The organism is Undibacterium sp. GrIS 1.8 (assembly GCF_040544445.1).
Lineage (GTDB): Bacteria > Pseudomonadota > Gammaproteobacteria > Burkholderiales > Burkholderiaceae_D > Undibacterium.
The window spans coordinates 113558-136851 of record NZ_JBEONQ010000002.1 but is presented as its reverse complement, the minus strand read 5'-3'; the positions used below and the strand labels follow the sequence as shown (position 1 = coordinate 136851).

The following is a 23294-nucleotide window of genomic DNA, read 5'->3' as shown; positions in this document are numbered from 1 at the left end:
GAGTATATTATTTCATCTATTTAATCACTTGTCTTTGCCTCTACTCTGGCTTGCATTGCGCTTCGGCCAGGCGTATTTTTTTTGCTGGATGTTGTACTGTTCCCTGATAGTCCAGCCAGCATTGCTGATCACGCAATACCAGCTTAAATACATTGACGGGTTCGACTACGCGGCCTTGCATCAATTGGCCTGACGACTCATAACGCGGAGTGCGTGCGAAAACAAACTGGCTGCTGTTGATCAAGGTGTCGTCTGCTAAATTGACTACAGAGATATCCACGTTTAAGGAGCTTGCTACCATTTGTCGCAACTGCTGCTGCACGCTAGTTTGTGCTGCAGCCGCTGATGTTAGATGAGCCGGCACCTCGGCAGAGGCGTTGATGGCCTGGCACGCCACCAACGATACGCCTACCAGCAAGCCACAACTGAATTTGTTTAACAAACGGAAATTGTGGCGGCTGCTTTTCATTTTTTGCCTGTGGTGTAGATCGCGATTTCTTTCGATATCGGACGGACTAATAGCATTGGACTAGACAGAGCTTGTCCCGGCAATTGAACGCCGCTGCTGGCGGCAGGGCAGACACGGTTGTTGCGGTAGCTTAAGGCGGCTGCTAGTTGCCCTTCTGCTGGATCGCCGATGGCATGGGTGAAATCATCGGCAACGCTGCAAGTCGGCGGGATGCCGTCAGCGTAGTCACCAAAGCCTTTGTTATTTACCCCTTTAAATTGAATCGCAAAATAAGTTGTGCCGCAATTCGGTGTCGGGTAAAAACCGTAAGGCTTGCCGCAAGTTTGTGCACCGATGACATCTACTTCAATATCAATCCCTTGCAGACTGTTGATTACCGATTCGCTGGCGGAACAGGTCCCGGCTGTGGTCAATACGCTGACTTTTTTCAGACCCAGATACGGCAAAGCTTGTCCCGATGTGGCCGAAAATCCCTGCGTAGTGGAATAAAACGGTGTTGGTGTCCCAGGCAAGTATTTATCGTTAAATTGAGTTTGCTCAAAGGTTTTACCCGCGGTGGCGGTCGGGCCTGCAATCATATAAGCCAGTTCACTGGCGATGTTTAAGTAGCCGCCGCCGTTATAGCGCAAGTCCAGCACCAGGTCGGTGATGCCCGCAGACTTAAGTTGATTGATTGCATTGATCAACTGCAATTCTGATACGGCATTATGGCTGTTGAAGGTCAGATAGCCAACATTGCCAGTCGCGGTGGCGATGGTTTTAACATTCTGAACGGGCGTGGTCGTAACATTGCTTGCCGCAAGGGTGACACTGATATTGCTAGCGGCGCGGCTGACCACGAATTGATGTGTTTCACCCGCGGTTGCCGGGAATAAGCCAGCGTTTAATGCGGCCACGCTGGCACTGTCTGAGCTGTTCAAAAAATCGACATTGTCAACAGAGAATAATTGATCGCCACGACGCAAGCCCGCATTGGCCGACGGTGAGCCTGACTCTACATAAGTAATAACCCATTTGCGTGGCTTAGTACCGCTAGGACTGGTTGCCCAATTGATGCCATAACCCAGTTCTACGCTCTGCTGGGATAGCGCATCCCATTCCGCGGACGTATAGGTAAAATGGAACTGATCTTTGGGTTTGCCGGAAGCGGTAATTGCATTGGTTTTAAGATCATTAAAATAAGCAATCGCTGAACTGTAATTATCTGGATTGAGCGTCGTTGGTACTTCTTTATACCAAAGATAAGTTTCATCAATCCAAGAACGCAACCAGGTTTTTTCGTTGGCGAGCGTTCCTTGTTTGTCGGGGTAGGGCGTGTTGCCGTTGAGTGGATCTAAACCGGTCCGCGGCGATTGGCACAGATTCTGAACAGTGCTCGATGCGACCAGCGTTGTCGTACCCGTTGCGGCAACTGCCGCAGTCGTAGCTGAGCCACCACCACCACCGCAGGCGGATAACATTGAAGTTACAGCGATAGTGAGTGCAAATAAATAGCGTGATTTCATCAGCATAAAATATCAGGTCAAGATAAAAGGATGGACGGGGATAATATCAGATTAACGCTGATGACAAAAGCTCACCAGACAATTCAGATAATATCTTGCCCGATTCTGCGGTAGAAAAACATCCCGGTTACAAATATTTATACTTCGCTGATAGCTATCCTGATTTGCGGCCATTTCGTATACTGAGGTGTCTCAGTCAGCCAGATTGACCAAAGAGTTGAGCACATGATCGCGCCAGACACCATTGATTTTTAGGTAGGATTTGGCCACGCCTTCCTGCTCAAAACCGAGTCTCTTCAGGAGGCTGGCACTGCGGATGTTTTCCGGCACATGATTTGCCATAATCCGGTGTAAGCCTTGCTGCTGAAACATATGCTGAATGCCTGCTTGCACGGCTTCCATCATGTAGCCTTGCCCTTCTGACTCTGCATCGATGGCATAGCCCAGATGACATGCCTGAAAAATGCCACGGACGATATTACTGAAGTTACAGGTGCCGATGATTTGCGAGGAGTTTTTTAAAAAAACGGCCAGCGCCAATGACTGACCTGTTTCGATATTTAAGCAACTACTGAATAAGCGTTGCTGACATTGTTCCAGTTCAAAAAAACTGTCGTCACGTGCCGGCTCCCAAGGGGCCAGATGTGTTCTATTTTTGAGCAGGTAGGTTTGTAACAGCGGCGCATCTTCGGGATTCAGAACGCGCAGTTGCAGCCGGGTTGTTGTGATAGCGGTGGTGAGCATTATCAGAGCCAAGACTTATAAAAATTTGAGTCCGGCGATTCCCGCTACGATCAACCCCATGCACATTAGTCGGGTTACCGTCGCAGCGTCGCCAAATAAAATAATGCCCATGATGACAGTACCGACTGCACCGATGCCGGTCCAGACCGCATAAGCAGTGCCTACTGGCAGCGTTTTCATTGCCAGAGAAAGCAGCCAGACGCTGGCAGCCATGGCGGTTACGGTGCCGACCGAAGGCCACAGGCGTGAAAAATTATCAGTGTATTTGAGGCCGATAGCCCATACAACTTCGAGTAAACCAGCGACGAATAAAATGAACCATGCCATAGGTAGTGTGTGATTAATGTATTGGGATTTTAATGGTGCTGCTGTACTGGTGGCGACGTTGTGAACGTCAGAATTACAACGTCAGACTTATAAAATCGCAGTTAATCAAGGGAAGACGACAAAACAATCAACGAAAAATCAGGCAAATACGCCAGATTTTATTGCGCGCTGGCGGCTTCGTCCAGCATCCTGACACCTGGCAAGTCGCAGGCCAATACCGCTTGGCGAATCGCTTCAATTGCCGCTTGACGGGTAAAGCTTTTGCGCCATGCAATGACAACGCGTCGCTCGGGAACCGGATCGCTAAATGGCAGATAGCGCAGCATGCCATCTTTGGTTTCCAGATCAGGTACCGAGGCCATCGGCAAGACAGTGATGCCAATGCCAGAGGCGACCATATGACGTATCGTTTCTAGCGAGGAGCCTTCAAAACTACGGGCAATTCCATCGCCAGCGGTAGAGAATCGCGACATTTCAGGACAGACTTCCAGCACTTGATCGCGGAAGCAATGACCGTTGCCTAGCAACAGCATCGTTTCGGATTTAAGTTCTGCAGTGGAGACTTCAGTGCGATCCGCCCAGATGTGATCACGTGGTGTCGCGACCACAAATGGTTCGTCATACAGGGCTTGCACCATCATGCCTTGATCTGGCAAGGGCAATGCCATGATGGCGGCATCCAGTTCACCCTGGCGTAACAACTCCATCAATTTGACAGTGAAATTTTCTTGCAGCACCAACGGCATTTGCGGTACTTGCTTGATCATCGTTTTGACCAGAGTTGGCAACAAGTAAGGGCCCACTGTGTAAATCACACCAAGACGGAAAGGACCCGCCAAAGGATCTTTGTTTTGTTTCGCGATTTCTTTAATGGCGGCAGTTTGTTCTAACACCCGTTCAGCTTGTGCCACGATTTGTGCGCCCAGTGGCGTGGTAGAAACCTCGGTACCACCACGCTCAAAAATGGTAACGCCCAGCTCTTCTTCGAGTTTTTTGATGGCAACTGACAAGGTCGGCTGCGCAACAAAGCAGGCTTCGGCAGCATGACCAAAGTGCTTTTGACGGGCAACTGCGACGATGTATTTTAATTCTGTGAGTGTCATGGCGCGGGGTCTATTAGCAATCTATTAGCAACTAAGTCGGGAGTGCGAATGAGTCTAAACGGGTACAGGGCTAGGCGCAAAGAGAGCAATAGTGCAAGCACTATAAGCGATTTGCAACAACGCCATGTACCCGTTTAGGCCATTCCCGAAGGGTTCAGTCCAAAGCGCACGATGAACCGCGTTGCATCTCTTGCTGAGGCTCCAGCCTCAGCAAGAGATGCGCCTTGCCATCCTGCGCTTTGGGCTGAACGCATCTCCCAATTTAGTTGCTAGTAGACCCCAGTGTGGCACAGACTTTTGCCAGCGTCAGCAAGTGCTTATCTTTGTTGTCGATGAAAAGATGGAAATGAGGGGAGTATTTTTAATTGTCTATATTTTTATTGGACAATTAGGCATTAATCTACCATACAGATAGGGAGTATAAATTTTTTCGACTTGTGTAAAAGGCAAAAAAATCTGTGGTTTTGGTGTGTATTTGCAAGCGATGCGGCGGTATCGACAGAAAAGTGCAGCCTTGAGTCTTGCATCAATCACGCAGCACTTTTCCATCGTTGGACATTTTTAGATCTGCTATGCCATTTTACTCATGGCTCGCGTTAGTTCATGGTGTCCTTGCGCCGTACCACTTTCCGGTACGATCTCGCCATCACGATTTTTGATATCGGCCAGTTGTGCCGCCAGACGTTCTGGGGCGTCGTCGCCGCGACCGATCCAGGCACCTTGTGTCATGGTGATATGGGCTGCTTCAAAGCTGCCAGCACCGGCACATAAAATCGTGCGCGTTGGTGCGTTTTCGGCTGCCAATACTAGCATCGCCGGCACAACATCAGACGGTTGCAGCGCTTGCAGCATGGCTTCAGGGAACAGGCTTTCTGTCATGCGGGTCGCTGCAGTTGGTGCCAGACTATTTACTCGGATGTCGTTTTTCGCACCTTCCAGCGACAGGGTTTGCATCAAACCAACCAGTGCCAGTTTGGCGGCGCTGTAGTTGGATTGTCCAAAATTGCCGTACAAACCTGAGGAGGATGTGGTCATCACGATACGACCATATTTCTGTTCGGTCATGATCGGCCAAACCGCTTTGCAGCAGTTGACTGCTCCCATCAGATGCACATCCATCACCAGTTTAAAATCGTCCAGCTCCATTTTGGCAAAACTCTTATCGCGCAAGATCCCTGCGTTATTGATCAGGATGTCGACCCGACCCCAGGTGTCCATCGCCTGTTTGACCATCGCTTGCACGGCGACAAAGTCCGTGACGGACGCGCCATTGGCAATCGCTTCGCCACCAGCCTTAGTGATTTCTTCCACCACGGCTAAAGCCGCAGCAGACGATCCGCCAGAGCCATCACGCGCGCCGCCTAAATCGTTGACGACTACTTTAGCGCCACGTTTGGCCAGCGCCAACGCATGCTCACGTCCGAGTCCACCACCTGCACCAGTTACGATAGCCACGCGGCCTTTAAAATCGATCGTCATTGTTTTGCCTTTAAGAATAAGGGTATAAAAATACAGAACTTTAAAAAAGTACGACTATTCTATTTTAATTTACAGCCTTAATATATAAGACTGACATATATAAGACTGACGCAAAAGAGAAAAACAGCGGATGATTGCCCATCCTCGAGTTCACTTCGCCAATTTTTTCTGCATCATGATGGCACCACCCATAGCGGGATCAAGTTCATAACCAGCGAAGCCGACGTTCTGATAAATACCTTTTGCCAGATGGTTGCCTTCTAATACCTCGAGTGTGATTTTGCAGCAGTGCAGTTCTTTGGCAATGTCTTCAATATGGGCGAGTAATTTTTTGGCAATCCCCATACCTCGATAATCCGGCAACACAGCGATGTCATGAATATTGAGCAGAGGCTTGCAGGCGAACGTGGAGAAACCCTCAATGCAGATACTAAAGCCTGCTGGTTGATTATCAACATAGGCCAGAATCGCTCGGATCGTACTCCGTTTTTGTAATTCTTGGATGAGGTTATTCTGAGTATATACAGATAGAGGTTCGCCGCCACCCATGGGATCTAGGGCATAGCTGTTGAGTAACATGACGAGGTCACCAGCGTGCTGTGGATTATTCAGATCGGCATTAATAATTGTGAGCATAGTCTTTGTCTTTTTGATGATGATTGAATGATGTTGTTGAGGACTTGCGCCTTTGGGGTGTGACTGAGAATGATCGCGGCAGAACAGGTCAGCTTTATACCCGTAAAAATTCTTCCTTGTATCCCAGCCAGCGCTGCAAATGCGCTTCGACTGTAGGCAAGTCGTTCGCAAGCAATTGGATCGCTAGTTCACGCGCTTTATCGACCAGCCATTGATCCGTCTCTAGGTTGGCAAAACGTAGCATGGCTTCGCCCGACTGCCTGGCACCGAGAAATTCGCCAGGGCCGCGTAATTCTAAATCCTTACGGGCGATTTCAAAGCCATCGGTACTTTCGCGCATGGTCATTAATCGTTGTTTGGCTGTACCACCCAGCGGGCCAAGATACAGCAGCAGGCAAACACTGGCGGCAGCGCCGCGCCCAACCCGACCGCGCAACTGGTGTAATTGCGATAGCCCAAAACGTTCAGCATGTTCAATCACCATCAGGCTGGCATTCGGGACATCGACACCGACTTCAATCACCGTTGTCGCGACCAGCACCTGCACCTCGTTGCGGGTGAAGGCATCCATTACGGATTGCTTTTCTAGTTGCTTCAGTCGCCCATGCACCAGACCTACGCGCAAATCAGGCAGTGCTGCGCTGAGCATCGCGTGGGTGTCGGTTGCAGTTTGTAATTGCAAGGTTTCTGATTCTTCAATCAGGGGACAAACCCAGTAAACCTGTTTGCCGTCTTGTGCCGCAGCATGCACCCTTTCTATCACTTCGTCACGACGGTTTTGGTCTACGACGCGGGTGACGATAGGAGTGCGTCCGGGCGGTAATTCATCAATCACTGATACTTCTAAATCGGCATAGTAAGTCATCGCCAGCGTACGCGGGATCGGCGTGGCCGACATCATCAATTGGTGCGGGACTCTGCCTGCCTCGCCTTTGTTGCGCAGGGTCAGTCGCTGTGCCACGCCAAAGCGGTGCTGCTCATCGACAATCACTAATCCCAGTTTAGAAAACTGCACCGCATCCTGAATCAGCGCATGCGTGCCGATCACTAATTGTGCCTCGCCAGAAGCGATCAGGGCTTGCGCTTTTTCTTTATCTTTCTTTTTCAGGCTGCCGGTGAGCCAGGCAGTTTTGACGCCCAGCGGTTCTAGCCAGGCGGCGATTTTTCTGAAATGTTGGTCTGCTAAAATCTCAGTCGGCGCCATCAAGGCGGCTTGATAACCGCTGTCAATCGCTTGTGCTGCTGCGAGCGCGGCGACGATGGTTTTACCGCTACCAACATCACCTTGCAACAAACGTTGCATGGGATAAGCTTGTTTTAAGTCGGAGCGAATTTCTGCCAGTACGCGCTCTTGTGCCGCAGTCAATGTAAAGGGTAAGGTCATCACGAAGGCGTTACATAATTCACCCACGGTAGGCAGTACCGTTGCTCCTTTAGCGCGGCGTGCCAACTGGGCGCGTTTCAGCGAGAGTTGCTGCGCCAACAGTTCATCAAACTTCATACGCTGCCAGGCGGGATGCTCGCGCTCGGTCAGGCTGTGCTGGTCGACATCGGGCGGTGGATTGTGTAGCAGACGTACCGAGCTTTCAAAGCTCTCTAAATACAATTCCTTCAACACTACGGGTGCAAGGGTATCTTGCCATTCCACCTTGGATAAAGCCGTCGCGATCCGTTTGCGCAGCATGGTTTGCGATACGCCTTCACCTGCCGGATACACCGGTGTCAACGCCGTTGGTAAGGGGGCGCCTTCATTCACCATTTTGTAGGCGGGATGTACCATCTCGGCACCAAAAAATCCATGCCGTAATTCGCCACGTGCCCGAATCCGCATACCGACCGCCATTTGTGAGATCTGGCTACCGTAAAAATTTAAAAAGCGCAGCACCACTTGCGATGTGTCATCGGCGATGGTCACAACCAGTTGCCGTCTTGGCCGGTATTGCACATCACAGGCGGTGACTAAGCCTTCCACCTGCACCATACTGCCACCCCGGAAACCCGCGTCACGCATGGCGGTGACTTCGGTTTCATCCTCATAGCGCATGGGCAAATGCAGCACAAAATCCATCTCAGACCGCAGACCCAGCCTGGCGAACTTGTCCTCCAGCTTGTTAGCAGGCGTTTTTTCTGGCGAAGCTTGTTTGGGCTGCTTAGCTACTTTCGCTGCTTTTATTATTGGGGCAGAGGGCATAGGGTAAAATGCTCGGTTTTGCAGTTGGCGGTTGGGCTTAGATCACAAGTTGTCTGGCGCCATTCTACTGTTTTTTTATACAGTGTCTAGCAGCTTTTTTTTAGGCGCACTATTTCGCTTATTAAGTGGTCTACTAAGTTGCCTACTAAGTGGCTTGTATTGTTGCTGGTATCGTTAGCTAGAATGTCTTCAATTTCTAAAAGAGAGTCTCTTAATCTCTTTTTCAATGAAAGACCTAGTCGGTGCGTGCTATTCCTGCCAATTGGGATGTCCAATGATTCTCAGTCTCGCAGGCCAATACCATGCCAGAAGCCGCAGAATCATTGGACATCCTGATTTCATTTTATTATTAATTTTTTAGAAGCACCATTTCTCCATGTACTCTTTAAGTGATTTTGATTTTGATTTGCCAGAAAACCTGATCGCGCAGACAGCCTTGCCGAATCGTTCTGCCTCGCGCTTGTTGCATGTTGATGGTGACGTATTGGTGGATCGCCATTTTGCTGACATCGTTGATCAATTGTCGGCGGGTGATTTGCTGGTGTTTAACGATACCCGCGTGCTAAAAGCGCGCTTCCACGGCGTGAAAGAAACGGGTGGCAAGGTCGAGATGCTGGTTGAACGCGTTGTTAGCAATACGGCCGACGAGCATATCGTTCATGTACAACTTCGGGCTTCAAAATCACCGCACGCAGGTAGCAAAATTCGCTTAGCAGACGCTTTTGATGTCGTCGTCGGTGAACGTGCTGGAGAATTTTTCACCTTACATTTTCCGGGTGATGTGTTCGAGCTGATTGAGCACTACGGTCGTTTGCCGTTGCCGCCCTATATCAATCATGAAGCCGATGATTTTGATGAGCACCGTTACCAAACGGTGTATTCGCGTGTGCCTGGCGCAGTGGCCGCGCCTACCGCCGGCTTGCATTTTGATCAGGCCTTACTAGATGCGGGCAGCGCCAAAGGTATTAACTTTGCGTATGTGACTTTGCACGTCGGCGCCGGGACTTTTCAGCCAGTACGTACCGAGGTGCTAGCCAACCACGCAATGCATAGTGAGTGGTACACCGTGCCGCAAGCGACGGTTGATGCAATATGCACTACTAAAGCGGCGGGTAAAGCTGTCGTCGCAGTGGGTACCACCAGCATGCGTGCATTGGAGTCCGCTTCGCAAACGGGCACTTTGTTGGCTGGTAGCGACGACACCAACTTGTTTATCACTCCTGGGTATGTGTTCAAAACAGTAGACAGGCTTATCACCAATTTCCATTTACCTAAATCAACCTTGCTGATGCTGGTATCTGCATTTGCAGGCTATGATCGTATTCGTGCCACCTACGCTCATGCGATTGCCAACGAGTATCGGTTTTTTAGTTATGGTGATGCGATGTTGCTGACTAATACCTCTGATCAGTAATAAGATACTTTACACATAGCGGCATCTAAATTACACCCAGGTCTCCGGTGCGCACGGCGCACCTTACAATTATTTTATATACAGGTCGGTAAATCCTTATGCTCGAATTCCAATTAATTAAAAAAGACAAAACCACCGCCGCCCGTCGTGGCCGTGTGACTGTCAACCACGGAGTGATCGAAACACCGATTTTTATGCCGGTGGGTACTTACGGTTCGGTCAAGGCGATGTCGCCGTTGGAATTGAAAGAAATCGATGCCCATATTATTTTGGGTAATACCTTCCATTTATGGCTGCGTCCTGGCCTGAGCGTTGTCAATAAGTTTGGCGGTTTGCATGATTTTATGGGTTGGGATAAACCGATTTTGACTGACTCCGGCGGCTTTCAGGTCTTCTCGCTTGGCGCTATGCGCAAGATCACGGAAGAGGGCGTGAAGTTTGCCTCACCGATCAGCGGCGAACGCTTATTTTTATCGCCAGAAATCTCGATGCAAATTCAACGCGCACTCAATTCCGATATCGTGATGCAGTTTGATGAATGCACACCGTATGAAATCGATGGCCGCCCTGCGACAGTAGAAGAAGCCGCCAAGTCCATGCGCATGTCCTTGCGTTGGGCGCAGCGTTCCAAGAACGAATTCGATCAGGGTGAAAATCCTAATGCGCTGTTCGGTATCGTGCAGGGCGGCATGTTTGAGCATCTGCGCGACGAGTCTTTGGCGGCTCTAAATGAATTTAATTTTGATGGTATTGCCATCGGTGGCCTATCCGTTGGCGAGCCAAAAGAAGATATGTTGAGAGTCTTGGCGCACGTAGGGCCGCGCTTGCCAGAGAACAAACCGCATTACTTGATGGGCGTCGGCACACCAGAAGATCTGGTCGCTGGCGTGGCAAACGGTATTGATATGTTCGACTGCGTTATGCCAACCCGCAATGCACGTAATGGTTGGATTTTTACCCGCTATGGTGACATCAAAATCAAGAACGCCCGCTATAAAGAAGAGAAAGCACCGCTGGACGAAACCTGTTCTTGCTATGCCTGTAAAAACTTCTCCCGCGCTTATTTGCATCACCTGCATCGCACAGGTGAAATCCTGGGTGCCCGTCTCAATACTATCCATAATTTGCATTACTACTTGGAACTGATGAAGGGTATTCGCCAGTCACTTGATGACGAGCGTTTTCCAGAGTTTGTTGCGCAGTTCCATGCAGACCGGGCACGCGGGGTTTAAGTCAATTCTATCAATTTAGGATTAGTGCGTTCCGATAACTTATCTCTTCATTTTTTAAAAAACAGACGTATGACGTTCAAACATTGGATTGCTCTTGGCCTCGCTTGTCTTGCCTTTTCGAATAGCGCCTATGCTGATACCAATAGCAGCGTTGCTGAGGGTGCCGAGAAAACTAAGGGCTTTCTATGGGAGATAAAGTCAGGCACCAAGACGGGATATTTATTTGGTTCCATCCATCTGGCCAAGCCCGATTTCTATCCCATGTCGCCAGCAGTCGAGACGGCGTATAAAAATGCAAAAATACTTGCGGTGGAAACCGATGTCACCGACATGGCTGCGCTCAAAAAAGTCATGCCTTTAACCATGTATGTCGCTCCAGACAAGCTGGAAAAACATTTGTCTGCGCAGACCTGGGCACAGTTATCTACTAGCTTTGGTCCGGCGGCAGAACAGATGCAACAACTTAAGCCGGGCATCGTTGCAACTGGCTTAATGATCGGCATGATGACAAGCACCGGCTACACCCCAGATGCAGGGATTGATTTGCATTTTTTAAAGCGAGCCAAAGCGGACGGTAAGTCTGTCTACCAACTGGAGACACTGGCTTTTCAAATGAAAGTATTGACTGACTTCAGCGATGCTGAGGGCGATGAAATGTTGTCCTATACGATTGCGAGTATGAAAGATGGCGACGCGATGAAGGATTCCGAAGCAATGGTGGCCGCCTGGAAAAGTGGTGACCTGCCTGCCTTAGAAAAAATCATGCAGTCATCCGCCGATAAAGACGCCAGCACTGCCAAGCTCATGAAGCGATTGCTGGATGATCGCAATATTGGTATGAGCGACAAAGTGATTAAGCTTATCAACGGCAATAAGCCAGTATTGATCGTCGTCGGCGCTGGTCATATGGTGGGTAAGAACAGCATTTTGGATTTATTGCAACAACGGGGTTTGCAGATACGCCGGTTGCAATAATTCAGTCAGTTCAATGCGTGATGGTTCGCTCTGATTTCGTTAATCGTTTAATATACTCCCCATTTATTTTTAGAAATATGCCTTATCGTCCAATGATTATATGGACGTCTTAAATATACACAATGGGAGTATGTTTATTATTTTGTAGCGTAAGTTCAAGAATAATTGCCTGTATCTGAATTATTCGCTGCTGATTGAGCAGAACGTTTATCAGTGCCTAGATTTATTTGCTGCTATTTAAGCTCAACCCCGACTTTAATCCCCAACATCAAGCGACTAAATCACGGTAAGCCGCTGCTCCAATGCTAGAATGTGGCGCTTTGTGATTGATGGCGAGCTCTTTAGGTGTGCTCTTTTATTTGGTGGTTTTGGCACCATTTGAGACGCTTATGCTGATTCATTTCCAATTTTATTGTCTTGCAGATAATTATTAAAATCTTACTGGAGTCTTAACGTGTTTATTTCCAATGCTTATGCGCAATCTTCCATTTTTAGTGGTGGCGGTGATTTGATGAGTTTCCTGCCCATCATTTTGATGTTTGTGGTGCTGTATTTTTTGATGATACGTCCGCAAATGAAGCGTCAAAAAGAACAAAAATCGATGATGGACGCTTTGGCGAAAAATGATGAAGTGGTCACAGCTGGCGGTGTGTTAGGCAAAGTGGTTAAAGTCACTGAGGCTTATGTCACGATAGAAATCGCTAACGGCACTGAAATTGTTGTGCAAAAAGTGGCTATCACTATGTTGTTGCCTAAAGGCACGATCAAAGCGATCTGATACCGTCATGACTCACGCAAAACCGCCCCAGACGCGTTGTAACTCCTAGCCGTACAAACGTACTGTCTTCGTCGCTACGCCTTGCTGGATCAATTTTGTGTAAGTCCTGACCGATTCAACGCAGCCTTTAATTTTGTGGCTGCGTTGCACATTCAGCCCAGTATTTAATTTAATCTGAACCGATATGAATCGCTATCCTCTCTGGAAATATCTTCTGATCATCGTCGCGCTGGTATTTGGCGCGTTGTACACAGTCCCAAATTTTTTTGGCAAGTCCCCGGCAATTCAAATCAATAGCGCCCGCGCAACTGTCAAGGTTGAAAGCGATATGCTGGGTCGCGTTGAGCAGGCGTTGAAAGCGCAAGGCATTGTCGCAACTAATCTTTCTTATCAAAATAATGGTACCCAAGGCTCCGTATTTGCTCGTTTTAAGGATACTGATATCCAGTTCAAAGCGAAGCCTGTATTAGAAAAAGCCTTAAATCCTGATGCTACAGACGCGCTATACAGTGTTAGCTTCAATTTGTTGAATGACACGCCAAAATGGCTGCAAAGTTTACATGCATTGCCGATGTCATTAGGGCTCGATTTGCAAGGAGGGGTGCATTTTTTGATGCAGGTCGATACCAAAAGCTTACTAAATAACCGTATTCAAGGATTGCAATCAACGATTCGTGTCACCTTGCGTGATAAAGAGGTTCGCCACTCAGGGATATCCCGCGACGGCGACCAAATCACGATTAAATTCCGTGATGCTGACACAATGACGAAAGCCAGAAACGTGTTGACTAGTGAGGTAAAAGATATCTTACTTGTTGACTCAAAGAGTGTTGATACTACTGATCTGAGTTTGCAGATCACCTATAAGCCAGAGGCGATGAAGGCAATGATTGCCGAAGGTGTTAAGCAAAATATTATCGCTTTATCCAAACGAGTTAATGAGTTGGGCGTTGCAGAACCAATTATTCAACAACAAGGTGTTGACCGTATTGTGATTGAATTACCTGGCGTACAAGATGTAGCTCGCGCGAAAGAAATCATTGGTCGTCAAGCTTTCTTGCAAGTCCGTCTGGTGGACGAGAGCGTGATTGGTCTTGTCGATGAAAACACTCCTGTGCCTTTTGGTTCCGAACTGTTTAAAGTCGGTCGTGGTGCGCCAGCAATTTTGTACAAAGATTCCGTGATTACCGGTGATTATATTTCTGGCGCTTCTGCCAGTTTTGATCAGCATCAGCAACCCTCCGTCAGTATTGATCTCAGTGGTGACGGTGGTCGCAAAATGCGCGAAGGTACTCGCGGTAAGATCGGTAAAAAAATGGCCATCGTTCTCTTTGAAAAAGAGAAGGGTGAGTTGTTGACGGTAGCAACAATTCAAGAAGAGTTGGGTTCCCGTTTCAATATTACCGGCATGGGTTCTACCGCCGCTTCAAGCGATCTAGCTTTGTTGTTGCGTGCCGGTTCTCTGGCTGCGCCGATGGACTTTATTGAGGAAAGCACGATAGGTCCGCAATTAGGTGCAGATAATATCCAAAAGGGTTTTAACTCCACGCTGTATGGTTTTATCGCGATTGCCGTTTTCATGATCGCTTACTACATGCTGTTTGGTGTATTCAGTGTGATGGCCTTGTCATTCAACTTGTTATTGCTGGTGGCGATACTCTCCTTGTTACAGGCCACATTAACGTTGCCAGGTATGGCGGCGATTGCGCTGGCACTGGGTATGGCGATTGACGCCAACGTCTTGATTAACGAGCGTATCCGTGAAGAGCTGCGTGCTGGTAATACACCTCAAGCTGCGATCTCGATTGGTTTTGATCGTGCTTGGGCGACGATTCTGGATTCCAATGTGACGACGTTAATAGTTGGTTTGGCCCTGCTGATTTTTGGATCGGGTCCGATTAAAGCGTTTGCGATTGTGCATTGTCTGGGGATTGCAACGTCGATGTTCTCAGCCGTGTTTGTTTCGCGTGGTGTGGTCAATCTGTGGTACGGACGTAAGAAGAAATTAACTTCTCTTGCGATCGGACAGATTTGGAAACCTGCAGACTAATCAATACCGCCGAAATAATAAGAATTTAGGGATTTATCATGGAATTATTCCGTATTAAAAAAGACATTCCTTTCATGCGTAATGCGCTGATATTCAATGTCATTTCTGCTTTGACCTTTGTCGCAGCCGTATTTTTCTTGCTGCATAAAAGCTTGAATTTTTCAGTTGAATTTACTGGCGGTACCGTCATGGAGGTGATGTATTCCAAGGCCGCCAATGTTGATGAAATCCGTAAGACCGTTGACAGCACTGGTTATCTGGATGCACCTGTTCAGACTTTTGGTCAGGCACAAACGATCGTAGTTCGTTTGCCTTTGCCAAAGAATGAAACTTTAGCTCAGCAAACAGATAAGGTATTTGGTGCTTTAAAAGCGCATGACGCTGACGTCAAGTTGCAACGAGTTGAGTTAGTCGGCGCGCAGGTCGGTGATGAGTTGACGCATGATGGTTTGATGGCTTTGCTATTTGTTATTTTGGGCGTAGTCGCGTATCTGGCGATTCGTTTTGAATGGAAATTTGCGGTCGCGGCGATTGTCGCCAACTTGCATGACGTGGTGATTATTTTGGGCTTCTTTGCCTTCTTCCAATGGGAATTTAATCTCTCTGTCTTGGCGGCGGTGTTGGCGGTGTTGGGTTATTCGGTGAATGAATCAGTGGTTATTTTTGATCGTATTCGTGAGAACTTCCGTAAGCAACGCAAGATGTCGGTGACAGAAGTGATTGACAATGCGATTACAAGCACGATCTCCCGTACCATTATTACTCACGGCTGTACGCAAATGATGGTGTTGTCCATGCTCTTCATCGGTGGTACGACGTTGCACTATTTTGCCATTGCATTAACGATTGGTATTTGCTTCGGTATTTACTCTTCGGTGTTTGTTGCAGCGGCGATTGCGATGTGGCTGGGGGTCAAACGTGAAGACTTGATTAAGCCGATCAAAGAGAAAGACGACACAGACGGCGCAGTAGTGTGATGAACCGCGTTGCTTGTAACGAAAAGTATTAAATAGTAAAGCCAGCTCTTGAGCTGGCTTTTTCTTTGATAGCATTACCATCTTTAAAATCTGGTCAAATTGGTTCAATTTTTCATGTGATAAAAATAGTAAACGCTGATGAATTGATGAAAGCAATTTTGCACTAAATGTACTGAATGTACGAACCCACTAGACCCATAGACTAATTAATTAATCAATCAACAAGCTGCTAAATTTTATTGGCTTTGTCCTACCCACCAGGTAAAAGAGTATGAGTAAATTAAAGACGATCGTTGCAGTGTTAGTTGTTGCTGGTTTGGCTACCGGTGGCTACTACAAATGGAGTGCCGCTAAAACCGATGCAGGTGACAAAGCCAGCAAAGCAGGTGCCGATAATAATCGTCCTATCAGTGTCTCGACCACCCTGGCGATCAAGCGTGATTACCCAGTGCAGCTCTCTGCCAACGGCGTTGTTACGGCGCTAAGCACCGTCGATATTCGTCCTCAAATTACCAGTACCGTTACCAAAGTGCATATTAAGGAAGGGCAGTTTGTCAAAGCAGGCGACTTGCTATTTACTCTGGATAGCCGTGCTGATGAAGTCAATCTGGCAAAGGCGCAGGCGCAACTGGATAAAGACCTTGCAACTCAGGCTGACAATCAGCGACAACTGGCGCGTAGCAAAGATTTACTCGATAAAAAATTCGTGTCGCAAAGTGTGGTCGATACCAGTCAGACTCAAGTAGACGCACAAGCTGCGGTAATTGCTTCTGATCGTGCCGCGGTGAATGCGGCCAAAGTAGCGCTGACCTATGATCGTATTGTTGCCCCAGCCGCAGGGCGTACGGGCGTGATCAGTGTCTATCCAGGTTCCTTAGTACAAGCTACCACCACGGTACCTGCACTGGTAACGATTACCCAGATGGACCCGATCACAATTAGCTTCCCGCTGCCACAAAGAAATTTGCAGGACGCACTGGATGCGATGAATCAAAAAGACGATCAGAAAAATCCGAATGCAGTCACTGCCCAATTGCCAGATCACCCGGAAAAATACCGTGGTCGTTTGCAGTTTGTGGATAACGTAGTAGATGCTTTATCCGGCACGATTAAAGCCAAAGCCGTGTTTGACAACCGTGATTTAAAGTTGTGGCCAGGCGCTTATGCGGATATCGGATTGAGTGTGCGTACGATTAAAGACGCTATCGTGATACCGATCGATGCCGTAGTCAATAATGCGCAAGGCAGCGCGGTCTATGTGGTTGATATTGATAATAAAGTGAGCTTGCGCCCGGTTAAAGTGGTGTACTCCGAAGCCCTGGATGCTGTCGTCACTGGAATCGAAGTCGGCGCTAAAGTAGTCTTGGATGGCAAACAAAATCTGCGTCCCGGCAATCTGATACGTGAGCGTGTAGCGGATAGCAAAACGACTAATCCTAAAATGGATACGAAGTCAGACACTAAGTCAGACACTAAGTCAGACACTAAGTCAGACACTAAGTCTGAAACTAAGTTAGACGCCAAGTCAGAAAAATCCGCTTCTCAAGCAGCGAGCGCATCATGAATTTGTCGGAGTTATTTATCCGCCGTCCTGTGATGACGGTATTGCTGAACTTGTCTATCGTTGTTGCGGGTGTTTTGGCATATCGGTTTATTCCGATTGCCGCTTTGCCGAGTTATGACACGCCAGTGATTAGCGTCAATGCAGTCTTGCCCGGTGCTAGTCCAGAAACCATGGCGACCTCGGTTGCGCTGCCACTAGAAAAACAATTTGCCACCATCCCCGGTTTGTCTGTCATCAGTTCCAGCAACACTTTAGGCACGACCTCACTGACTTTAGAGTTTGATCAAAATCGGAACATTGACGCCGCCTCGGTAGACGTGCAAGCTGCCTTGTTGCGCGCCCAACGCTCATTACCGGTAGAAATGACGACGCTGCCCTCTTACCGCAAAGTCAATCCTGCCGATGCACCGATTTTGATTTTGGCATTAACTTCGCCTTCGCTGAGTTTGTCGGAGTTAACCAACTATGCCGAGCATTTGATTTCTCCCAGCTTGTCCACGCTGGATGGCGTGGCGCAAGTGAATATTTTTGGTATCAAGCGTTACGCAGTACGGGTCAGGGTGATGCCTGATGCACTGGCTGCACGGAATATTTCGCTGGATGAGTTATCTGCCAGTATCAAGGCGGCAAACGCCAACACGCCCGTCGGCACTTTGGACGGCGATAAACAAACCTTAACCTTGTTAGCTAACCGCCAGTTACAAAGCGCAGCAGATTTTTCTAATCTGATCGTCAGCAATAAAGGCGGGCAAGTCGTTCGTTTGCATGATGTCGCCAAGATTGAAGACAGTTACGAAACCTTTAAATCATCGGCTAATTTTAATGGTGAAAGCTCCATCACTTTAGCGATTCAGCGTCAGACCGATGCCAACACCGTCAAAGTAGTTGATTCAATTAAAGCCGCGTTGCCGGGTTTTCAGGCGCAGTTACCAGCCTCAGTCAAAATCAATCAAGTGAATGATCGCTCGGTCTCTATCCGCGACGCATTGCATGATGTCAATCTGACTTTGATACTCACGATTTTTTTGGTCGTGATCGTGATTTTCTTGTTCTTACGTCGTTTAGTCGCGACGATTATTCCGACCCTGTCTTTGCCTGTTTCTTTGGTTGGTGCAATCAGTTTGCTGTGGGGTTTTGGCTATACGCTGGACAATATTTCTCTGTTGGGGCTGACCCTGGCTGTTGGGCTGGTAGTGGATGATGCGATTGTGATGTTGGAAAACATCATGCGCCATGTGGAGGCGGGTGAAGAACCCTTTAAAGCCGCATTGAAAGGATCGCGGGAAGTCGGTTTTACGATTATCTCGATTTCAACTTCACTGATTGCGGTCTTCATTCCTATCTTTTTTATGCCGGGCGTGATTGGTCAGTTGTTCCACGAGTTTGCGGTCATCGTATCGCTGGCAATCGTCGCTTCTGCGTTTGTCTCGTTAACGCTGGTGCCGATGCTGGCTAGTCGTTTTCTGAAAAGCGAACATGACATGAAAGAGCCGCCAAAACTGATCGGCGCTTTGCTGCATGTATTTGAAAACGGCTTTAACTCTTCTCTGAACGCATACTCGCGTGCTTTGGATGTGGCTTTGCGTCATCGCGGCCTGGTGCTGGTGGTTGCCTTAGTTACCTTTGCCGGAACCGCGTATTTGTTTGCGACGATCCCTAAAGGTTTTTTCCCGGAAGAAGATATCGGACAGATCAGCGTGCAAACCGAGGCCGCGGAGGATACGTCTTTTCCAGCGATGGTGATATTGCAGGGCCGAGCCGCAAAAATTATACGAGATGACCCCAATGTGCTGACGGTGGCATCGTTTAATGGTGGTAGTGGCTCGCAGAATACCGGGCGTATGTTCGTCAACTTAAAACCGCGTGATCAGCGCAAACCGATGAAGCTCGTGGTGGAAGGTTTGCGCCGCAAGTTAAGTGAAGTCGCAGGTATTGCTACCTTCTTGCGGCCTACACAAAATTTGCAACTGGGCGGGCGTCAAAGTAAGAGCCAGTACCAATATATTTTGCAAAGCGTTACTGCCGGGGAGTTGAGCGACTGGTCCATTAAGTTGCAGGACAAATTGCGTGGTGATCCTGTTTTTAAGGATGTCACAACCGATTCGCAACTCAAGGGTTTGCAGGCAGAACTCAAGATAGATAGAGACCGGGCCAATGCGCTGGGTGTGAATATGGACAGCGTCCGCTCCGGTTTATATAGTGCATTTGGTGAGCGCCAGGTATCGACCATGTACACCAGCGTGGATAGCTATCAGGTCATCATGGAGTTTGCCCCGGATCAGAAAAAAGATGAGAGTGCTTTAGACGGCATCTACATTCGTAGTAGTGGCGGCGGTCTGGTGCCTTTATCGAGTTTTGCGACGATCAAGCGTTCGGTTGGTCCGACCTCAATTAACCATGCCGGACAGTTGCAAGCGGTGACGATTTCTTTCAATCTTGCACCTGGCGCCGCTCTGGGTGTTGCCACGAAAAAAATTGAGCAATACCGTGATGAAATCAAATTACCCGCATCCATTATTGCCACCTACGGCGGTGATGCTGCGGTATTCAAAAATTCGCAATCAGGGCAGGTCGTATTGATCGTCGCCGCGCTATTGGTGATCTATGTCTTGCTGGGCGTGTTGTACGAAAGCTATATCCATCCGCTGACAATTCTCGCTGGCTTGCCATCTGCTGCCGTCGGTGCGCTATTGACGCTGCAGTTGTTTGGACAAGATCTGACGCTGATTGCGATGATCGGTATTTTGCTGCTGATTGGTATCGTAAAAAAGAACGCGATTATGATGATTGACTTCGCGCTGGACGCGCAACGCCATCATGGTATGACGCCGCCAGAAGCGATTCGTGAAGCCTGCGTACAGCGTTTCCGCCCGATTATGATGACCACCTTGGCCGCGCTGGTTGGCGCATTGCCGATTGCATTGGGCTTGGGTGCCGGTGCGGAATTACGTCAACCTTTGGGCTTGGCGGTAGTCGGCGGTTTGATTTTTTCGCAAGCGATTACCTTATTCATCACGCCTGTGATTTATCTGGCCTTGGATCGGTTTAGCGGTACTGGGCCGATTGTTGGCGATCATATTTGAGCCGTTGCACAGTCGAAAAAAATTGGTGATTTTGGGATGGGTTTTCAGCACAATTCAGCACAAAAAATACATAGTAGTCACCGGTTTTTTTGACGGAAATAAGGTGTAAGGAAAATACTCCCCCTCATTTTTAAGAAATATGCCTTATTTCCCAATGATTCTATGGACAATAAATTATACTATTGGGGAGTATATTATTTGACCTGATCGCTCAATGAGCAATCTTGGGGGATGGGCAGGTCACTCAAACCGGCATGCAAGCTGGCTTTAAACTTCCGTAGTTCCGCCTCTAGCATCACGAAATCCTGGTCGCTGTAAGCAGCAAAACTCCGCGCTCCGTTCTCCACCATTTGGGGAAATACTTCCTCAAATACGGCTTCTCCCGCCGGGCTCAATTTGACAAATAATTGACGCCGGTCCTGATCTCCACGCTCACGTATGACCAATCCCTTTTTCTCAAGGCGATCCAGCACACCCGTTAACGTGCCTTTAGTAATCAGAGTTTTGGTAGCGAGACTCTTGCAGCACATTCCAGGGGTATTGCCGAGGGTGGCAATGATGTCGAACTGAGAATGCGTTAATCCGAATTGACGTACGTAGTGGGTAGATATCTGTTCAAACGCCTGCATACACTCAGCGAGTAATCGTATGCTGCGTAGATAACGTTTTCCCATGGTGGCAAATTTTTGAGGTGAGATATGGTCAGGCAATACAGCCTGACCACATTAAAGCAAAGGCATCAGATCAAATTCTTTTAAATTCAATCTGATTTTTTTGACCTAATTAGTCTTTGACTGCTTCAACCTGGATCGACAATTTAACTTCTGGTGCGAAGCCATAAGCGATACCATAGTTCAGACCGAAATCAGTACGCTTGAATTCTGCTGATGCATCAGCACCGCAGACTTCTTTTTTCAACATAGGATGCATGATGCATTTGAACTTATTGATCGTCAAAGTCAGTGGCTTAGTTACGCCCATCAATGTAAATTCACCTTGTACAGAGACTGGTGTATCGCCGTTGAATTTAACAGCAGTACCTTTGTATGTCGCTGTAGGGAATTTTTCTACATTAAACATCTCTGCTGATTTGGCATGACCATTCATTTTCTCATGACCGAAATCGATGGATGTCGTGTCGATCGTGATGTCAACTGCGCCTGTTTTTGCTGCTTTATCCAGAGTGATTTTGCCGCTGGATTTGTCAAATTTGCCGCGCCATACTGACAGACCGCCGAAATGGTCTGCTTCAAAGCTTGGGTAGGTATGGTTTGGATCGATCGTGTAGGTATCTGCAAATGCGGGAGCGGCACAAACGACTAAGGCTGCGGCGACAAGTTGGCTTAATTTCATGGTGATGTCCTTAAATAAAAATACTGGTTTGGGAGTAATAAGACTGCGTAAAACGTAAAACTTGTTCTAAAAAATACTAAGCGAAATGACAAACTTAGTGGTCAATATTAATTGTCAATATTAACGATCAATACAATAAGAATTTCGCAATTTTATTGCGTTACTACGTGAAACTTAATGACTACTTCATCGGCAACCATGCCGGTATCTTTCCATTCGCCTTCACCAATATTGTAGGTGAGGCGTTTGATCGGCAGACTGCCATCAAACACTTGATTAGCACCTTCTTTTTTTACCGTCAGAGGGAAGCTGATGTCGGTTGTTTTGCCTTTGATGGTGAGCTTGCCGCTGACGTTGAGCACGCCATTGGCACCAGCCTTCATACTGGTGGAGACAAAACCCGCTTTAGGAAATTGCGCGGTGTTAAACCATTCTTTTTTAAGCACTTCTGCGTTGTACTGCGGATCACCCAAATCAAAGCTGGCAACATCAATATCGACCGTAGCGGTAGAGGCTTCTGGTTTTGCCGTGTTGTAATCGATCGCCGCCGAGAATTTTTTAAATTGCGCATCGACCGGGACATTCATTTGCTTAAATACAATGGTGACTTTGCTCTTTGCATTGTCGAGTTTTGCAATCGCCGCCAAGGCGGGCAAGCTGGCGGCAAGCAAAAGACTTGCGGTAATTATTTTGGTCTTTTTAGAAAAAGAAATACTCATAGCAGTGTTACCTCTATATGTTTATTTGCTAAATTTTTAGATAAATTAAATATTATTTGCCAGGTAGCATGCGCTGGAAAATACCGTCTTTGTTAATGATCAAATGTTTAAACGCTGCAGCTACGTGTAAGCAAAATACGACGAATAAAATCTTCGTCAAAATCTCATGCAGATCTTTCAAAATCGGTTTGAGTTCAGGGTTAGGGCCAATAATCGTGGGAAGTTGGATTAAACCTAAATACACCACAGGGTAGCCCGCAGCGGATGTGTAGAAGTAACCCGACAACGGAATGGCAAACATCAATATGTACAGCAGACCATGCAAGGCGCTGGCCGATTTTTTTTGCCAGCCTGGCATGCTGTCTGGGTAAGCTGGCACAGTGCTAAAGAGGCGCGTCAATAAACGTATTGCAACTAGACCTAAGATGGTGACACCCAACCATTTATGCCACGAAAAATATTTTAATTTGGTCGGACTAAACGACATGTCTGCCATCACATTGCCCAAAATAAAAGCCGCGATGATCAAAATGGCGACTAGCCAGTGTAAGAGAATGCTAGGACGGCTATAGCGTTGCATTTCTGTTCCCTGTTTAAAAAAGCAATTATGGTAATGGAAATTAGTTCGGACTAGAACTAAATTGGAGCTAATATATCAAAAAAAACCGGAACGTGCAGAACGCTTCAATTATCTT

Annotated in this window: 20 protein-coding genes; 8 read left to right on the top strand and 12 right to left on the bottom strand. The window is 47.8% G+C overall.

Going from position 1 to position 23294, the window contains the following annotated elements; all coding sequences use genetic code 11:
* Positions 1–40: 40 nt before the first annotated feature.
* The 8 genes from AAKU64_RS01575 to recG all read right to left on the bottom strand — a co-directional run bounded on the left by AAKU64_RS01575 (position 41) and on the right by recG (position 8454).
* Entirely contained in the window at positions 41–469 is a 429-nt protein-coding gene (locus AAKU64_RS01575; RefSeq protein ID WP_354361144.1) for a hypothetical protein, read from the bottom strand.
* Positions 466–1980 (bottom strand): S41 family peptidase, encoded by a 1515-nt coding sequence (locus AAKU64_RS01570; RefSeq protein ID WP_354361142.1) that lies wholly within the window; start codon positions 1978–1980, stop codon positions 466–468. Before AAKU64_RS01570 ends, AAKU64_RS01575 begins: the two co-directional genes overlap by 4 nt.
* A gap of 186 nt (positions 1981–2166) precedes the next feature.
* On the bottom strand, positions 2167–2718 hold the full coding sequence (locus tag AAKU64_RS01565; RefSeq protein ID WP_354361140.1) for a GNAT family N-acetyltransferase: 552 nt from the start codon (positions 2716–2718) through the stop codon (positions 2167–2169).
* Between the two features lie 15 nt (positions 2719–2733).
* Complete coding sequence (sugE, locus tag AAKU64_RS01560) at positions 2734–3045, bottom strand: quaternary ammonium compound efflux SMR transporter SugE (RefSeq protein ID WP_354329494.1); 312 nt, start codon at positions 3043–3045, stop codon at positions 2734–2736.
* 158 nt (positions 3046–3203) lie between these two features.
* Positions 3204–4148 (bottom strand): hydrogen peroxide-inducible genes activator, encoded by a 945-nt coding sequence (locus tag AAKU64_RS01555; RefSeq protein ID WP_354361138.1) that lies wholly within the window; start codon positions 4146–4148, stop codon positions 3204–3206.
* Between the two features lie 570 nt (positions 4149–4718).
* Positions 4719–5627 carry an SDR family oxidoreductase gene (locus AAKU64_RS01550; protein WP_354361136.1) on the bottom strand — a complete coding sequence of 303 codons (909 nt, stop codon included), beginning with the start codon at positions 5625–5627 and terminating at the stop codon, positions 4719–4721.
* 150 nt (positions 5628–5777) lie between these two features.
* Positions 5778–6263, bottom strand: a complete 486-nt coding sequence (locus AAKU64_RS01545; protein WP_354361134.1) for a GNAT family N-acetyltransferase — start codon at positions 6261–6263, stop codon at positions 5778–5780.
* A 94-nt stretch (positions 6264–6357) separates the two neighbouring features.
* Positions 6358–8454 (bottom strand): ATP-dependent DNA helicase RecG, encoded by a 2097-nt coding sequence (recG, locus tag AAKU64_RS01540; RefSeq protein WP_354361132.1) that lies wholly within the window; start codon positions 8452–8454, stop codon positions 6358–6360.
* Positions 8455–8830: 376 nt separating this feature from the next.
* Here recG and queA point away from each other — a divergent pair, with 376 nt between their 5' ends.
* The 8 genes from queA (at position 8831) to AAKU64_RS01500 (ending at position 20527) form a co-directional block, all read left to right on the top strand.
* On the top strand, positions 8831–9868 hold the full coding sequence (gene queA, locus AAKU64_RS01535) for a tRNA preQ1(34) S-adenosylmethionine ribosyltransferase-isomerase QueA (RefSeq protein WP_354361130.1): 1038 nt from the start codon (positions 8831–8833) through the stop codon (positions 9866–9868).
* A 98-nt stretch (positions 9869–9966) separates the two neighbouring features.
* Complete coding sequence (gene tgt / locus AAKU64_RS01530) at positions 9967–11100, top strand: tRNA guanosine(34) transglycosylase Tgt (RefSeq protein WP_354329480.1); 1134 nt, start codon at positions 9967–9969, stop codon at positions 11098–11100.
* 69 nt (positions 11101–11169) lie between these two features.
* A complete protein-coding gene (locus AAKU64_RS01525; protein WP_354361128.1) occupies positions 11170–12075 on the top strand; it encodes a TraB/GumN family protein in 906 nt (301 codons plus the stop codon).
* A 454-nt stretch (positions 12076–12529) separates the two neighbouring features.
* Entirely contained in the window at positions 12530–12853 is a 324-nt protein-coding gene (yajC, locus tag AAKU64_RS01520) for a preprotein translocase subunit YajC (RefSeq protein WP_354361126.1), read from the top strand.
* 184 nt (positions 12854–13037) lie between these two features.
* Entirely contained in the window at positions 13038–14903 is a 1866-nt protein-coding gene (gene secD / locus AAKU64_RS01515; RefSeq protein WP_354361124.1) for a protein translocase subunit SecD, read from the top strand.
* Positions 14904–14941: 38 nt separating this feature from the next.
* Positions 14942–15880 carry a protein translocase subunit SecF gene (gene secF, locus AAKU64_RS01510; protein WP_354361122.1) on the top strand — a complete coding sequence of 313 codons (939 nt, stop codon included), beginning with the start codon at positions 14942–14944 and terminating at the stop codon, positions 15878–15880.
* Positions 15881–16151: 271 nt separating this feature from the next.
* Positions 16152–17444 (top strand): efflux RND transporter periplasmic adaptor subunit, encoded by a 1293-nt coding sequence (locus AAKU64_RS01505; RefSeq protein ID WP_354361120.1) that lies wholly within the window; start codon positions 16152–16154, stop codon positions 17442–17444.
* On the top strand, positions 17441–20527 hold the full coding sequence (locus AAKU64_RS01500; protein ID WP_354361118.1) for an efflux RND transporter permease subunit: 3087 nt from the start codon (positions 17441–17443) through the stop codon (positions 20525–20527). The genes AAKU64_RS01505 and AAKU64_RS01500 overlap by 4 nt, the downstream gene beginning before the upstream one ends.
* 194 nt (positions 20528–20721) lie before the next feature.
* Here AAKU64_RS01500 and AAKU64_RS01495 read toward each other — a convergent pair whose 3' ends face one another.
* The 4 genes from AAKU64_RS01495 to AAKU64_RS01480 all read right to left on the bottom strand — a co-directional run bounded on the left by AAKU64_RS01495 (position 20722) and on the right by AAKU64_RS01480 (position 23179).
* The gene (locus AAKU64_RS01495; protein ID WP_354361116.1) at positions 20722–21201 is read right to left on the bottom strand and encodes a MarR family winged helix-turn-helix transcriptional regulator; all 480 of its coding nucleotides are present in this window, start codon (positions 21199–21201) and stop codon (positions 20722–20724) included.
* Positions 21202–21310: 109 nt separating this feature from the next.
* Complete coding sequence (locus AAKU64_RS01490; RefSeq protein WP_354361114.1) at positions 21311–21880, bottom strand: YceI family protein; 570 nt, start codon at positions 21878–21880, stop codon at positions 21311–21313.
* A 152-nt stretch (positions 21881–22032) separates the two neighbouring features.
* Positions 22033–22599, bottom strand: a complete 567-nt coding sequence (locus AAKU64_RS01485; RefSeq protein ID WP_354361112.1) for a YceI family protein — start codon at positions 22597–22599, stop codon at positions 22033–22035.
* A gap of 52 nt (positions 22600–22651) precedes the next feature.
* Positions 22652–23179 (bottom strand): cytochrome b, encoded by a 528-nt coding sequence (locus AAKU64_RS01480; RefSeq protein ID WP_354329461.1) that lies wholly within the window; start codon positions 23177–23179, stop codon positions 22652–22654.
* Between the last annotated feature and the right edge of the window lie 115 nt (positions 23180–23294).

Coding starts and splice junctions, on each gene's coding strand:
- AAKU64_RS01575 (WP_354361144.1), bottom strand. CDS start 469: ATGAAAAGCAGCCGCCACAATTTCCGTTTGTTAAACAAATTCAGTTGT.
- AAKU64_RS01570 (WP_354361142.1), bottom strand. CDS start 1,980: ATGCTGATGAAATCACGCTATTTATTTGCACTCACTATCGCTGTAACT.
- AAKU64_RS01565 (WP_354361140.1), bottom strand. CDS start 2,718: ATGCTCACCACCGCTATCACAACAACCCGGCTGCAACTGCGCGTTCTG.
- sugE (WP_354329494.1), bottom strand. CDS start 3,045: ATGGCATGGTTCATTTTATTCGTCGCTGGTTTACTCGAAGTTGTATGG.
- AAKU64_RS01555 (WP_354361138.1), bottom strand. CDS start 4,148: ATGACACTCACAGAATTAAAATACATCGTCGCAGTTGCCCGTCAAAAG.
- AAKU64_RS01550 (WP_354361136.1), bottom strand. CDS start 5,627: ATGACGATCGATTTTAAAGGCCGCGTGGCTATCGTAACTGGTGCAGGT.
- AAKU64_RS01545 (WP_354361134.1), bottom strand. CDS start 6,263: ATGCTCACAATTATTAATGCCGATCTGAATAATCCACAGCACGCTGGT.
- recG (WP_354361132.1), bottom strand. CDS start 8,454: ATGCCCTCTGCCCCAATAATAAAAGCAGCGAAAGTAGCTAAGCAGCCC.
- queA (WP_354361130.1), top strand. CDS start 8,831: ATGTACTCTTTAAGTGATTTTGATTTTGATTTGCCAGAAAACCTGATC.
- tgt (WP_354329480.1), top strand. CDS start 9,967: ATGCTCGAATTCCAATTAATTAAAAAAGACAAAACCACCGCCGCCCGT.
- AAKU64_RS01525 (WP_354361128.1), top strand. CDS start 11,170: ATGACGTTCAAACATTGGATTGCTCTTGGCCTCGCTTGTCTTGCCTTT.
- secD (WP_354361124.1), top strand. CDS start 13,038: ATGAATCGCTATCCTCTCTGGAAATATCTTCTGATCATCGTCGCGCTG.
- secF (WP_354361122.1), top strand. CDS start 14,942: ATGGAATTATTCCGTATTAAAAAAGACATTCCTTTCATGCGTAATGCG.
- AAKU64_RS01505 (WP_354361120.1), top strand. CDS start 16,152: ATGAGTAAATTAAAGACGATCGTTGCAGTGTTAGTTGTTGCTGGTTTG.
- AAKU64_RS01500 (WP_354361118.1), top strand. CDS start 17,441: ATGAATTTGTCGGAGTTATTTATCCGCCGTCCTGTGATGACGGTATTG.
- AAKU64_RS01495 (WP_354361116.1), bottom strand. CDS start 21,201: ATGGGAAAACGTTATCTACGCAGCATACGATTACTCGCTGAGTGTATG.
- AAKU64_RS01490 (WP_354361114.1), bottom strand. CDS start 21,880: ATGAAATTAAGCCAACTTGTCGCCGCAGCCTTAGTCGTTTGTGCCGCT.
- AAKU64_RS01485 (WP_354361112.1), bottom strand. CDS start 22,599: ATGAGTATTTCTTTTTCTAAAAAGACCAAAATAATTACCGCAAGTCTT.
- AAKU64_RS01480 (WP_354329461.1), bottom strand. CDS start 23,179: ATGCAACGCTATAGCCGTCCTAGCATTCTCTTACACTGGCTAGTCGCC.